Origin of the sequence: Streptomyces sp. AC512_CC834, assembly GCF_019049325.1 — a bacterium.
GTDB lineage: Bacteria > Actinomycetota > Actinomycetes > Streptomycetales > Streptomycetaceae > Streptomyces.
Genome location: NZ_JAGMUO010000104.1, coordinates 113,309 through 126,463 on the forward strand (window position 1 = coordinate 113,309; position 13,155 = coordinate 126,463).

At 69.7% G+C, this 13,155-nt stretch carries 15 protein-coding genes and 1 pseudogene; 13 read left to right on the forward strand and 3 right to left on the reverse strand.

The window, feature by feature from the left end:
- Positions 1-401: 401 nt before the first annotated feature.
- From KUM40_RS41805 to KUM40_RS34100, 4 genes and pseudogenes are all read left to right on the forward strand, one after another.
- Positions 402-611, forward strand: a pseudogene (locus tag KUM40_RS41805) (IS5/IS1182 family transposase); the annotation flags it as partial.
- Positions 612-1,020: 409 nt separating this feature from the next.
- Positions 1,021-1,806 (forward strand): GNAT family N-acetyltransferase, encoded by a 786-nt coding sequence (locus tag KUM40_RS34090; protein WP_217170171.1) that lies wholly within the window; start codon positions 1,021-1,023, stop codon positions 1,804-1,806.
- A gap of 578 nt (positions 1,807-2,384) precedes the next feature.
- The gene (locus KUM40_RS34095) at positions 2,385-2,822 is read left to right on the forward strand and encodes a hypothetical protein (protein ID WP_254396077.1); all 438 of its coding nucleotides are present in this window, start codon (positions 2,385-2,387) and stop codon (positions 2,820-2,822) included.
- A gap of 67 nt (positions 2,823-2,889) precedes the next feature.
- On the forward strand, positions 2,890-3,408 hold the full coding sequence (locus KUM40_RS34100) for a hypothetical protein (protein WP_308401295.1): 519 nt from the start codon (positions 2,890-2,892) through the stop codon (positions 3,406-3,408).
- 92 nt (positions 3,409-3,500) lie between these two features.
- Here KUM40_RS34100 and KUM40_RS34105 read toward each other — a convergent pair whose 3' ends face one another.
- Positions 3,501-4,265: a hypothetical protein gene (locus KUM40_RS34105; protein WP_217170173.1), complete on the reverse strand. Its 765-nt coding sequence runs from the start codon at positions 4,263-4,265 to the stop codon at positions 3,501-3,503.
- 72 nt (positions 4,266-4,337) lie between these two features.
- Positions 4,338-5,300 (reverse strand): hypothetical protein, encoded by a 963-nt coding sequence (locus KUM40_RS34110; RefSeq protein ID WP_217170174.1) that lies wholly within the window; start codon positions 5,298-5,300, stop codon positions 4,338-4,340.
- Between the two features lie 523 nt (positions 5,301-5,823).
- On the opposite strand from KUM40_RS34110, the gene KUM40_RS34115 reads away from it, so the two are divergent.
- From KUM40_RS34115 to KUM40_RS34155, 9 genes are all read left to right on the forward strand, one after another.
- Entirely contained in the window at positions 5,824-6,543 is a 720-nt protein-coding gene (locus KUM40_RS34115; protein ID WP_217170175.1) for a hypothetical protein, read from the forward strand.
- 17 nt (positions 6,544-6,560) lie between these two features.
- The gene (locus KUM40_RS34120) at positions 6,561-7,424 is read left to right on the forward strand and encodes a hypothetical protein (RefSeq protein ID WP_217170176.1); all 864 of its coding nucleotides are present in this window, start codon (positions 6,561-6,563) and stop codon (positions 7,422-7,424) included.
- Positions 7,421-8,728, forward strand: coding sequence for a CpaF family protein (locus tag KUM40_RS34125; protein WP_217170177.1), 1,308 nt, complete (start codon positions 7,421-7,423; stop codon positions 8,726-8,728). Before KUM40_RS34120 ends, KUM40_RS34125 begins: the two co-directional genes overlap by 4 nt.
- Before the next feature lie 77 nt (positions 8,729-8,805).
- Complete coding sequence (locus tag KUM40_RS34130) at positions 8,806-9,834, forward strand: type II secretion system F family protein (protein WP_217170296.1); 1,029 nt, start codon at positions 8,806-8,808, stop codon at positions 9,832-9,834.
- Entirely contained in the window at positions 9,831-10,751 is a 921-nt protein-coding gene (locus KUM40_RS34135; protein ID WP_217170178.1) for a type II secretion system F family protein, read from the forward strand. Before KUM40_RS34130 ends, KUM40_RS34135 begins: the two co-directional genes overlap by 4 nt.
- A gap of 107 nt (positions 10,752-10,858) precedes the next feature.
- Entirely contained in the window at positions 10,859-11,119 is a 261-nt protein-coding gene (locus KUM40_RS34140; RefSeq protein ID WP_217170179.1) for a hypothetical protein, read from the forward strand.
- A gap of 101 nt (positions 11,120-11,220) precedes the next feature.
- Positions 11,221-11,694 carry a TadE family protein gene (locus KUM40_RS34145; protein WP_217170180.1) on the forward strand — a complete coding sequence of 158 codons (474 nt, stop codon included), beginning with the start codon at positions 11,221-11,223 and terminating at the stop codon, positions 11,692-11,694.
- On the forward strand, positions 11,695-12,141 hold the full coding sequence (locus tag KUM40_RS34150) for a TadE/TadG family type IV pilus assembly protein (protein WP_217170181.1): 447 nt from the start codon (positions 11,695-11,697) through the stop codon (positions 12,139-12,141). It begins immediately after the preceding gene.
- Positions 12,138-12,599 carry a TadE/TadG family type IV pilus assembly protein gene (locus tag KUM40_RS34155; protein ID WP_217170182.1) on the forward strand — a complete coding sequence of 154 codons (462 nt, stop codon included), beginning with the start codon at positions 12,138-12,140 and terminating at the stop codon, positions 12,597-12,599. Before KUM40_RS34150 ends, KUM40_RS34155 begins: the two co-directional genes overlap by 4 nt.
- Before the next feature lie 38 nt (positions 12,600-12,637).
- On the opposite strand, the gene KUM40_RS34160 is transcribed toward KUM40_RS34155, so the two are convergent.
- Positions 12,638-12,973 (reverse strand): hypothetical protein, encoded by a 336-nt coding sequence (locus tag KUM40_RS34160; RefSeq protein WP_217170183.1) that lies wholly within the window; start codon positions 12,971-12,973, stop codon positions 12,638-12,640.
- Positions 12,974-13,155: the final 182 nt, after the last annotated feature.

Consider the following 13,155-nt stretch of genomic DNA (forward strand, 5'->3'; position numbering starts at 1 on the left):
TTGCCAGTCACTCGGCCTGTGGCCCACCATCACGCAACCCCCGTCGACACCTACCGGTGACATCAACAACTCTTGTGCACCCGTGAACCTACAAGGCACAGAAGTTCGAAGAGAAGGGGCTCCCCGCGACCGATGCCACCGCCTCGCAGAGGCCATGTCGTGAGGGTTCGATCAGCATGGCAACGTCGTCCGGCCAGGCGTGGCCGAGAACTTGGGGGCAGCATGACGGCGGATCAGTTCAATGCGCGTGAGGGCTGCGGTCACTGAGATCTTCTCGGCAACGTGACGGTTGCGGGGCTTGATGATGCCGGACGGTGGGATGGTGATTCGACGTCAGGCGTGAGCGAAGCCTCAAGAAGGAACAAGTGTGCGAAGTTCGTTCCGTACGCCAGAGGCTCCACGTGTCATCCAGTACCACCTACACCGCTGTGCTCGATGCCCGCAGGGCGACCGCCGAGCACCTCGCGAAGTTGCTGCGGGACCACCGAGAACGGCTCAGGACCCGCAGGGTTACCCGCGCCATGGGCGTCGTCAGGCAGGCCGTGCTCGTGCTGCGCTGGTTCGTCGACGGCACCCGGCTGGCCCAACTCGCCCGGGACAAGGGCGTATCCGCGCCGGCCGCCGCATCTGTGGGGTTCCCAGTTTCGCCAGAACGAACTACTCCAAGAATCGGGGTAATTCGGAGTCACTGGGATGTTTCGGTCTCTCTCGGTGCCCTTTCAAGGCGATGGTCACCGTGATGTCGGAGCCGCACGGGGGCGGGGTACGGGCGGACTGCGGAGATTCCGTACGGTCAGCCGGTCAGCTTCACGCTGGCCACCGGGGAGCGGGTCGAGATCGGCACGGCGACCTTCCCGACACGGACTGCGGGACAGGACTGATTCCGCAGCGCTCCGGCGCGGTGGGCGTAGACGTGCCTCGCGTGCCTGCTCGGCGCGGGACTGTGACTCGTTGCAGCCTGGATGTTTGCGTGGTCTCGACCGGCGTTTAATCACTTGACCTGGTCCGTACGGTGTTCGAGTGAAGGACACCCTGATCGGCGAACTCCGCACCGCGTATGACGCCCAACTCCGTGATGTAGCCCCGCCTGGCGGCAGCGCCCGCGTCGAGACGGACGGCCCATTGACCCGTGTCGTCGGTTGGCACCGTGGCTTTGTCACGGGCCCACGCGACCTCGGTCTGTGCGGGGCAGAACTCGACACGCTCATAGAGCGGCAGCGTGCCTTCTACGCTGCCCGTGGTGAGGCGGTCGAATGGAAGACTCGCGCCCATGACCTCCCCGCCGACCTCATTGACCGGCTCACGGCGGCCGGCTTCGTCGCCGAGGACAGTGAGACCGTGCTCATTGGGCACTCCGCAGACCTTGCCGCCGATCCCGTCCTGCCCGACGGCGTGACTCTGCGCCGTGTCACCGCCAGGTCAGACCTCCAGCGCATCGCTGCTATGGAGAGCGTGGTCTGGGGCGAGGACCGGGGTTGGCTCGCCGAGGACTTGGCCGCCCGGGTCGAGAACACCCCAGAGAACATCGTCGTCCTCGTCGCCGAGGCGCGCACCGAAGTCGTGTGCGCCGCCTGGCTGGTGTTCAAAGACGGCGTCGACTTTGGCGGCCTCTGGGGCGGCTCAACGGTCAAGGAATGGCGCGGACAGGGCATCTACCGGGCCATGGTCGCCCACCGAGCCCAACTCGCTGCTGCTCGCGATGTCCCCTACGTCTATGTCGACGCCTCGGCCGACAGCGCGCCGATCCTCACCCGCCTCGGCCTGCACGCGGTCACCACCACGACACCGTATGTCTGGTCGCCCTGAGCTCAGCCGGCCTTCGCCGACTCCTCAGCTCGCGCCCGGATGTGGTCTTCCAGCTCTCGAGGGTTTCGGTGATGTCGTCCGAATGCTTCCCTGTCGGCCGTTCAGTGGTGTCGCCCAAAAGCGTCAGGGGTAGTCGACGTTGCTGGTACGGACACATCGACCCTCGTGATCTTGTCGTTGTCGCTGGACTTGTCGTCCCCGCCCCCGCACGCCGTCAGCAGCAGGGCTGCTGAGGCGGTGTGCGTGGCAGCAACGGGCAAAGAGCAGTGCTTCTCAGGAAGCGTTACGGTGCCCTGCACGCGCGAGGAGTTAATGGGGGCGAAGAGTCACGTGGCTGACGACATATCCAGGGCCAGGGCAGGGCTCAGGGGCAGGTCCGGTGTTCGGCAGGATCCGGCCGGTGCGAGAGCCTGGTGGCAGGCGGATGTGGTGCGGTGGCTGGCGTTCAGCCTGGTGTGCGCCGGGGGGTCGTTGGGGCTGTCCTGGCTGGGGCCCGTAGTGCCGTTTCCGTCCGTGGTGCGTGGGGCGGGGGGCTGCTCGCGATTCTGGTTCTTCCCCTGGCGTCGCTCCTGGTCCCGATGCTCCTGCTGCGTCGCGCACCGCTCAAGAAGCGGAAGCTGGCGTGGCAGTTGATCGTGCCGCTGATCGCCGGAATGGCCATGGGGTTCCTCGGCATGGCCGCCGGGGGCACGGCCGCACTGGCGGACCGGGGTGTGTGGGCCGACGCGGTGGTCGTCAGTGCGGACTACAGCAGCACCAACCACTGCGAACTGCGCACCGTCGACGGACGGGACATCTCGCCCTCGCTCTCGGAGAGCGACGGCTGCGGGGACTGGACGTCGAAGGGCGACGAGCTGCGCGTGCGGTACGACCCCGAAGGCATCGCGAGTCCCGATGACGGGCGCGCCGGCTCCGACGGAGCGGTCCTCGCGACGCTCTTCGGGGCGGCCGTTGTGATGGGTACCTGGGGTGGCGTGCGCCAGAGCAAGTGGGACCGGGCGTATGACGAGGCGTGAGCGAGGGAGCGGACAAGTGGAGCAAGGGCATCCGCGTCAGTCTCGGTTCCGGGGGCGGGACGGGGTCGTGATTGCGCTGTCCGTCGTCGCCGCCGGAGTCGTCGTCGTCTTCGGTATCGGCAGTGTGCGCTGGGTCGCGCGTGAGGGTGCGCCCGTGCTGTACGGGCTGCCCGGAGGTGCCTGGAGCGCCGGGGGCGTTCTGGGGCTGGTCACTCTTCTCGGTTGGGGTGGCGCTCTGTCGGAGAGGCTCGAGAGCCGTACCGCGGCGGCCGGCTCTGGGAAGGCGTCCAGGATGCTGCGCAGGGTGGCCCGCGGCGCGTGCTGGGTGGCTGCCGTAGCGCCCGGCTACTTCCTGATCAGCGGGCTTCCGGGCAAGAACTGTCAGTCGGACGCGCCGGGTTGCTCGTACGTCGCGGGGACCGGTCCCGCGCTCCTCGTGTACGTCGGTTGCGTGGCCACGGTGGGATGGCTCACCTACCGCTGGCGTCGCGCCGTCCTCGAAGAGCGCCGTGCCCGGGAGCGTGAACGCCTGCGGAAGCTGCGCAAGAAGGGAAAGGGGAAGAGCCGCGCCGCCCGGCAGGCGTAGTCGGCAGCACCCAGCCCCGGCGACTGGGGCACGCCCAGGCAGCAGACGAGGGGGCGCCCGCCGCGACGCGCAACCCGTGGTCTCTCGCGGCCTCAGCCCAGCTTCCCGTTCTGCGCCTTCACCACCGTCGGCGAGAGCTTCGCGTCGCTCGGCCTGCCGTTGGCGATCGCCATGCCGTCGACCGAGAAGTAGACGGCGAGCACGTCGCCGCTGCGGACGAACTCGCCGTGCAGGACGTGCTGGACGTCGCGGAAGGTCATCGTGGACGTGAAGCCGAGCGACTCGTCGCCGGCCGGGGTGACCTTCTCCGCCGTGACGGAGTCGTACGGGCTCTCGTTGCCGTTCGCCTTGGCCGTGAAGCCGTCCCCGCACGCGTCCACGGCCTTCCGCGCGTCGGCGAAGGTGGCCTGTGCATTCCCCGGGGCGTAGGACGCCAGGGTGACGTACGTGTAGGTGATGCCCTTCGTAAGCTGTGTCGGCGCGTCCGTCGGTCCCGAGGTCACCCGGGTCAGGTCGGCCTCGGGGGTGCCGAGCGGCAGTTGGTTCATGGCGTACGCGAGGGGTGCGCAGACGGGCTTGTCGACCGTCACCTCGTCCGTCGACTTGGCGAAGGCGTACTCCTCCGTCGGCTCGTCCACGTTGAAGCCGTCCGTGTCGGCCTTCGTGACGATCGTCGCGGCCAGGTGCTCCGCGGGGGAGGGGGCCTCGGCCGTGGATGCCGACGCGGACGCCGACGCGCCTGCCTTCGGCTTGTCGGTCGCCGAGTCCGAGTCGGAGTTGCCGCCGCCGCACGCCGTGAGTGCGGCGAGGGAGAGCAGGGACAGGGAGACGAGGGCTGCCGATGTGGGGCGGTTCACGGGGGACTCCGTTGCTCCGTAGGTTGGCGGGTGTGCGGTGGTCCGGGTGCCGGATCTGAGGGGAGGACGAAGTCAGTCCTTGTCGACCAGTGCGCGCAGTTGCGGGGAGAGTTCCGGTACGTGGGCGCCCGCCGCCTGTGCTGCCTCCAGTGCCTTGACGTACTTCAGGGCCTCCTCGCGCAGCTCGTTCTTCTCGTCGCCCTGGCGGCTGCCCGCCAGCCAGACGAAGACGGCCATGGGGACGAGAAAGACGGTGGCGTATCCGATCGGGGAGCCGTCGGTGTAGGCCCAGGCGGTGCCGATCACGCCGGCGAAGATGAGGAGCCAGCCTGTCTCGTCGTGCCAGCCGCCTACGTCGGCCATGCGTTCGTAGTCCTCGACCTTCGAGGGCTTCGGCGGTACGGGTACGGCGGGGGCGGGGGTGGAGGCAGGGGCCGATGGCTCGGGGGTGGATTCCGATGCCGGGCTTTCGTCGTCCGGTGCGTTGCCGTCCCGATCCGGTGTTGTCGGAACGGGTGTTGCCTGCGCGGCGGCCGGTTGTACCGGCGGATACGTCGGGACGGGGGCGGCGCCCTTCCCTCCTCCGGTCGACGACCGGCCCTCCAGCCACGCCGGTATGTGTGTCAGCGGTACCCCGTGGGCGCGGGCGACGCCCAGCGTCTCGCGGTAGCCGGCGAGTACCGGGTGGATCAACTCGCGCTTCCATCGGACGCGTACGAGTGTGAGGGCCGCGACGGCGACGACAAGGAGGGGTCCCGCAGGAGCGGCCACCAGAAACGGATCTTTGCCCGCGAACGCCGGGAGGATCGGGCCGATGAACGGCCAGACGACCCCCATTATCAGTGTTGATCCGCCCAGCCAGATGAGCGTGCCGTGCTGCGTCGCCTGCAACGCCTGCCGCCGCTCCGCCAGCAGGGCCGTCACCGCCGCGTCATCGGTGTAGTCGACGCCGTGGCGTGTGCCGACGGCGCGTATGGCCTCTGCCGCCCTCGGGTCGGCCGACAGCGCCGCTCCGTTGACCGGGAGTAGATCCACCGTTTCCCCCACTGCTCTCCCCATGCTCCCTGCGTACTCGCCCCGTTACAGTTCCGAACTGTTCCGAGCGAAGATCATGGCACGGGTGGTCGGCCTCCTCGTGAGTGAATCGTGCAGGGCTCATGTGCGCACCGTGACGAACAGCACGCGGATGGTGTCCGGCCCTGGCCGTTTTCCATTCGCGTGAGCACAGTGGGAGTGGCTGCCTGGCGGCCCGTGCTCAAGGGGGTTCCACCGGTGCGAAGTTGCAGATGAGTAACGCTGTGCGGGGTGGGTGGGCAGGGGGCGGGCGCGCCTTGAGGGGCTTATGTGCGGCTGATACGGTGCGATGGCTTGACACTCGCCTTACTGCTGCTCATTTGCCCAGGTCGGGCGGGTGCGTCAGGGGATGTCCCCGGACGTCACCGGTCGGGCGGGCACGGGTGGAGTGTCCGAATTTGCAGATGATTCTGTGTACTTGGGTGATCGGTGCCCGAGTACGTACGTGGCAGACAATTTTCTTGGGTGTACGGGGAGCGGTTGCGTGAAGATCCAGGAGCGTACGGGGGCGGGCGCGGGGCGTTCCGCGGCTCCGGCTCAGCCGTCGGTCGGTGACCGGCTTCCCAGCCCTCCTCGCGAGCGCAAACCGGCGCTGGCCGCGCTGGCGGTGCTGCTGATCCTGCTGGGTGCGCTCGGTGCGACGATGCTCGTGCTGCGGGTCGGTGACCGGATCGAGGCGATCCAGGTGACCGCCGACATCAAGCCCGGAGAGTCCATCAACAAGGACAACATCAAGGTCGTCATGGTGAACGACGACTCCGGCGCCGACTTCGTGCCGTGGGACCAGCGTGAGGGCCTGAAGAAGCTCCAGGCGAAGTCCACGATCTACAAGGGCACCGTGGTCGTGGGCCAGATGTTCACCGGCAAGGCCGACATGGAGGAGGGCAAGGTCACGGTCGGCGTCTCCCTCAAGGAGGGCCAGTACCCGAAGGGCCTGGACTCGGGCGACAACGTCGCCGTCTACCGCGTCGGCAACAAGACCTCCGGCAGCGGCGACGAGGACGGCGCCTCCGGTTCGGCCGGTGCCGACAACTCCCTGCTGGTCGAGCGCGCGGTGGTCGAGGACGCCGAAACGGCCGGCGGCGACACCATCACCAGCACCAACCTGCCCGTCACGCTGACCGTCGACGCCGCCGACGCCGCGGCACTGACGCAGGCCGCGTCCGCCGGCGAGGTCGCCGTCGTTCTGATCCCCGGCAAGTAGAAGGCGGCCCAGAAGCCATGGCCCTCATCGCCCTCGCCGCCGACAAGGGTTCCCCCGGCGTCACCACCGCGGCCGTCGCCCTCGCGGCGGTCTGGCCGCGCCGTGTCCTGCTCGCCGAGACCGACCCGGCGGGCGGCGACCTGGTGTACCGGTCGGCCGCCGCGCACGGCGGTCCGCTGAACCCGAACACCGGCATGCTGTCGATCGCCGCCACCGCCCGCCGCGGGCTCGTACCCGACCAGCTCTGGGACCACGTACAGCCGCTCAGCGGTGGCCTCGAGGTCCTCGTCGGACTCGGCATCTCCGAGCAGGCCGCCGGGCTCGCGGGCCTGTGGCCGACCCTCGGCCGCGCCTTCGCCTCCCTCGCCGACTCCCCGAACGCGCCCGCCGACGTCATCGCCGACTGCGGCCGCGTCAGCGGGGACTCCCCGGCGACCGAGCTGTTTCCGCACGCGGCCCTGGTGCTGCTGGTCTCCCGTACCGAGCCCGAGGCCATCGCCCGGGTCCGGGACCGCGCCGCCGCGCTGAACAACAGGCTGCACGGCGGGCCGCGCGGTGCCGGGAGCCTCGGCACGCCGCTGATCGGCGTCGTCCTCGTCGCCGACACGAACAACGCCGCCAAGCTGTCGGGCCAGGTCAACGACATGCTCGTGCACGCCCAGACCGGCGCCCGCGTGGTCGGCACGATCGCCGACGACCCGGCCGGTGCCGACCAGTTGGCCGGACGCAGGCGCGGGCGGCTGGAGAAGTCGCTGCTCATCCGCTCGGCCCGCAAGGTCACCTCGGACCTGTACCAGCAGTTCGGCGCCGCCTGGTCCATGCCCACCGGACCCGGGCCCGCCGGCGCCGACCTGACCGGTCACCCGGGGGCCGGCCGATGACCGCTGTCGACCACTCCTTGGTCAAGCGGTTTAGGCAGGACGCCGGCGACCGCATCTCCGAGCAGCGCCGCCAGGACCAGGTCGGCGGCGTCACGCCGATGTCCACCGAGGACGAACGGCACTACGCGCGCGCCGTCATCGCGCAGATACTGGAGGAGTACGCCCGCGCCGAGATCAACGCCGGGCGTACGCCGCTGGACGCGGAGACGGAGGAGGCGTACGCCGCCGCCGTGCACGCCGCGCTCTTCGGCGTCGGGCGGCTTCAGCCGCTCCTCGACGACCCCGAGGTCGAGAACATCGACATCAACGGCTGCGACCACGTCTTCGTCGGCTACTCCGACGGGCACGAGACGCGCGGCGAGCCGGTCGCCGAGACCGACGAGGAACTCATCGAGCTGATCCAGATCCTCGGCGCCTACTCTGGCCTGTCCTCCCGCCCCTTCGACTCCGCCAACCCGCAGCTCGACCTGCGACTGCCCGACGGTTCGCGTCTGTCGGCGGTCATGGACGTCGCCCGGCGCCCGGCGCTGTCCATCCGCCGCGCCCGCCTGGGCAAGGTCTTCATCTCCGACATGGTCGGCAACGGCACCCTCACCCCCGAGCTGGGCCACTTCCTGGCCTGCGCGGTCCGCGCCCGCAAGAACATCATGATCGCCGGCGCCACCAACGCCGGAAAGACGACGCTGCTGCGCGCCCTCGCCAACGAGATCCCGCCGCACGAGCGGTTGATCACTGTCGAGCGGGCGCTGGAACTGGGCCTCGATACTTTCCCCGAACTCCACCCCAACGTCGTGGCGTTCGAAGAGCGGCTCCCCAACTCCGAGGGCCAGGGCACGATCGGCATGGCCGAACTGGTCCGCCGGTCCCTGCGTATGAACCCCTCCCGCGTCATCGTCGGTGAGGTGCTCGGCGACGAGATCGTCACCATGCTGAACGCGATGTCGCAGGGCAACGACGGCTCCCTCTCCACGATCCACGCCAACAGCTCGCACGAGGTCTTCAACCGCATCTCCACGTACGCCCTCCAGGCGACCGAGCGACTGCCGATCGAGGCCAGCCAGATGCTGGTGGCCGGCGCGGTCAACTTCGTCGTCTTCGTCCAGCGGCGCAACGACTTCCAGAGCGGCGGACGCCTCCAGCGCATGGTCACCTCGGTCCGCGAGGTCAACGGCGTCGACGGCCGCGTGCTGTCCAGCGAGGTGTTCGCCGAGACGCCCGACGGCCAGGTCGTACCGCACGCCCCCATCGCCTGCCTGGAGGATCTCATCGCCTACGGCTACCGGCCCAACGGAACGTGGGGGTGACGGACGTGACGGTACACACCGCAGAGACTGCACACACCGCAGGCGTGCCGCTCGCGGCACTGGACTCGCTCGGCTCCATGGGCGGGCTGTTCTCCACCACGGTCCTGTACGCGCTCGGCTGCGGCGTCGCCGTCGGGGGCGGCCTCGCCCTCTTCATGGTCGCCGTACGCGGACTGCCCGCCAAGCCCGAGCACGAGAAGCGGCAGGCCAGCGAGCGCGTCAACGAGCTGATCCGCTGGGCGGGCCGGCGCGGCTCCGCCGCGGCCATCGTCGGCCTCGTCGTCCTGCTCCTCACCCGCTGGGCGGTGCTGGGCATCGCGGCCGGCATCCTCGTCTTCTTCTGGGACCGCCTCTTCGGCGGCGCCTCCGAGGAACGCGCCGCCATGAAGCGGGTCGAGGCGCTCGCCTCCTGGACGGAGTCGCTGCGCGACACCATCGCGGGCGCGGTCGGCCTGGAGCAGGCCATCCCGGCCTCGGCCCGTGCCGCCGCGCCGGTCCTGCGGCCCCACCTGGACTCCCTCGTCGACCGGCTGCGCTCCCGCACCCCGCTGCCCGAGGCGCTCCAGCACCTGGCCGACGAGATCAACGACGCGTCCGCCGACATCATCGTCGCGGCGCTGATCCTCAACGCGCGGCTGCGCGGCCCCGGTCTGCGCCAGGTCCTCGGCGCGCTCGCCAAGTCGGCGCGCGAGGAGGTCGACATGCGCCAGCGCGTGATGGCGCAGCGCGCCTCGACCCGCCGGTCCGTGCAGATCGTGGTGGCGGTGTCGGTCCTGTTCGTCCTCGGCCTGTCCATCTTCAACCGGGACTTCGTCGAGCCGTACGGCTCGCCCGTCGGCCAGCTCGTCCTGGCTTGCGTGTGCGGCCTGTTCGCGCTGGGCTTCTGGTGGCTGCGCAAGCTGTCGACCATCGAGACGCCGGAACGCTTCCTGGTCCGGGACGGCTCCGACGTCCAGTTCGTGCGCCCCCGCACGCCGGGCCACCCGGGTCATCCGGGCCATCCGGGTCAGCCGGGCCCCTCCGGCCAGCCGGGACAGCCCGTACAGCGCCTGCCGCAACCGTCCCAGCCGTCGCCGGCGTCTGGAGACGAGGGGGTACGACGATGAACCTGACAATGCCGGTCCTGGTCGGCGCCGTCATCGGCCTGGGCATCTACGCCCTGGTCCGCGCCCTGATGCCGAGCAGACGCAGCCCGATCCAGCAGGTCGCCCGGATCGACGCGATGCGGGCGCGCGGGGCGGCGTACGAGTCGTCCCGCGCGGCGAAGGACACCAGCCGCCTCGGCTCGCTGCGCGCCCAGGTCGGCGCCCGCGTCGCCGAGCTGTACCTCCAGCAGGGCTGGGAGCAGCGCTCGCTGCGCGCGGACCTGGCGGTACTGGACCGTAGCTGGGAGAAGTTCCTGGCGACGAAGGCACTGCTGGCCGCGGGCGGGCTGTTCTTCGGCCCGTTCCTGTTCGCGATCGTCTGGCAGCTCGGCTTCGGCGACAGCCCGATCATCCCGGTCTGGATGGCCCTGCTCTGCGCGGCGCTCTTCTTCTTCCTCCCCGACCTGGAGGTACGCCGGGACGCCGCCGACAAACGCCGTGACCTGCGGCGCGTGATCGGCGCGTATCTGGACCTGGTCTCCATGAGCCTGGCCGGCGGCCGGGGTCTTCCGGAGGCCCTTATGGCGGCGGCGGAGGTGTCGGACGGCTGGGCGACCCACCGTATCCGCAACGCCCTGGCCGACGCCCGCATCACCGGCATCAGCCAGTGGCAGGCGCTGGGGCAGCTCGGTGAGGACCTGGGCGTCGAGGAACTCAAGGACCTCTCCGCCTCGCTCGCCCTGGTGGCGGACGACGGCGCCAAGGTCCGAGAGTCCCTCGCCTCCCGCGCCGAGACCATGCGGCACCGCGAACTCTCCGAGATCGAGGGCAGCGCGGGCGAGAAGTCCCAGTCGATGCTCGTGGCCCAGCTCCTGCTGTGCGCCGGGTTCCTGGTGTTCCTGATCTATCCGGCGGCGATGCGGGTGTTCCAGGTGTGACGCGGCTTTCGACGCAGTTATCTCGGTTCCGATACAGCAGCTCCGAGCCGCTTCGCTCCCAGAACTCCCCGAACTCCCAGAACTGATACGAGAGGACAGAACTCACCATGAACGGACGGAACCTCCGCACCGGCACCACGGGCATCGTGCCCATGGACTTCCTGATCACCTTCCTGCGGGCCCGCGTCGAGCGCGCCCGCTCCGGCGAACTGGACCGCGGCGCCTCGGCGGTCGAGTGGGTCATCATCTCCGCGGTCGTCGTCGCGATCGTCGGCGTGGTGGCCGCCATCATCAACGCCGCGCTCAGCGAGGGCGCCAACAAGGTCGGCGACTGCATCAAGGGTGCGGACGCGGGCAAGACCTGCTGACCGGCCGGTATACGGCTATACGACGGCTGTACGGACGTACAGACGTGCGGCTATACGGCGCTGACGGGGACGAAGTGACGGGACAGACGGGGAGGACGAGGATGCCGACCGGCGTGGGTGGCATCCTCGGGCGGGTGCGCCGCAGGGTGGACGCCGCGCGCGAGGCTGCGGCGACCCGCGGCGACGACTCCGGCATGACCGCGATCGAGTTCGTGCTGCTCACTCCCGTGCTGTTCTTCATGATCTTCGCGACGGTGCAGTTCGGGCTGTACTTCTTCGCCGACCACGTGGCGCAGGCCGCGGCCCAGGCCGGCGCACGCAAGGCCCGCGCGACGGCCGACGCCCAGCCGGGCGCGTGGCGGGGCGAGGCCCACGACGTGGTCGACAGCTACATCCGCCAGCTCGGCCCCCAACTGGTCCTGTCACCGGATGTGAAGACCCTCCAGCCGCAACAGAACACGGTCGGAGTGGAGATCACGGCCCGCATCCCCACCGTCTTCCCGGGCCTGGACCTGACGGTGCACGCCCAGTCGATGGGCCCGGTGGAGCGCTTCGTGCAGGAGGGGGAGAACTAGATGAACCTGCACGGGGACGGGGACGGGGACAAGGGCGGGGACGAGGGCGGGAACCGGGACGACCGGGGCCTGTCCACCATCGAGGTGGTCATCCTGGCCCCCGTGATGATCCTCTTCATCCTCGTCCTGGTGGCCTTCGGCCAACTGGTCGACGGCCGCGGCGCACTCGACGGCGCCGCCAGGGACGCGGCACGCGCGGGCTCGATCCAGAAGGACCACGGGACGGCGATCGCGGAGGCGAAGAAGGCCGCCGAGGCCAACCTCACGGACGTCTGCTCCGGCCCGGTCTCGGTCGTCCAGAAGAGCGCGGGCTTCGAACCGGACACCCTCTTCACGGTCGAGGTGAGCTGCGAGGTACGCGGCCTGGCCTCGATCGGCCTGAACATCCCGACGACGCTGTCGGCGACCTTCAGCTCCCCGCTGGACCCGTACCGGAGGACGGCGTGAGATCTCTCGTACGCGAGTGGCTCGCGGACCGGCGCACCCGCCTTGACGACCGGGGCTCGGGTGCCGGCGCGGTCATCATCTTCGCCCTGGTCTTCCTCTCCCTCTCGGCCTTCGTCATCGACGGCGGCATGTCCATCTCCAAGCGCGAACGCGCCGCGGACATCGCCGAACAGGCCGCGCGCTACGCCGCCCAGGACATCGACCGCGAGGCCCTCTACGACGACGTGGGCGGCCCCGCCCCCATCAACTACGAGAACTGCAACGCCCGGGTCAAGGCCTTCGCCGCCGAGATGGACATGACCGGCGCGGACATCGCCGCGACCCACTGCGTCACGGCCGACGCGGCCCAGGTGGAGGTCGAGGTCCAGCTCACGTACTCCCCGGTCTTCACCGGCATGTTCTACGGCGGCGACGTGGTCGTCCACGGGCAGGCGGTCGCGGAGAACCTGGTGGGCTGACAGGTGGGCTGACAGGTGGCTGACCGGACGGGCCGGGCTCAGGGCTGGTCGTCGCCCCGCATCTTGCGCAGTGCCTGGTCCGCGGTGGCGATCTCCGTGTAGTACTGCCGGTGCACCTTGTACGTGCGGTCGAGCTCGATGTTGTGGTACATGCCGGTCGGCTCGCCGAAGTGGAGGTCGCGGGGGAGGCGTTGCACGCCGCCGCGACGAATGATCAGAATCGCGCGGTCGGTGGCCACGAACGTCCACACCCGCGCGGTGAAGACCGACGAACCGCTCTGCGCGATGAATCCGGTCTGGATCTTCTCTCCGGGCTCCAGGTGCGGCGCAGCCCGTTTGGCGATCAGTGCGACACGTCGTTCCAGGTAGCCCACGATTTCCTTCCCTCCGCAGCGAGACGTGCGCACATCGTAGGGCGGTGCCCCGGGACCGGTCCCCACTACGACAGGCAGCTTCAGCCTCACCGGCCCTGCCTGCCGCCACTGTCGCCCTGCTGAGCAGTCACCCGTCAGTTCAGCGCCGGCGGAGTTGTTCAGCGAGCCGCAGCGCGCGTGCG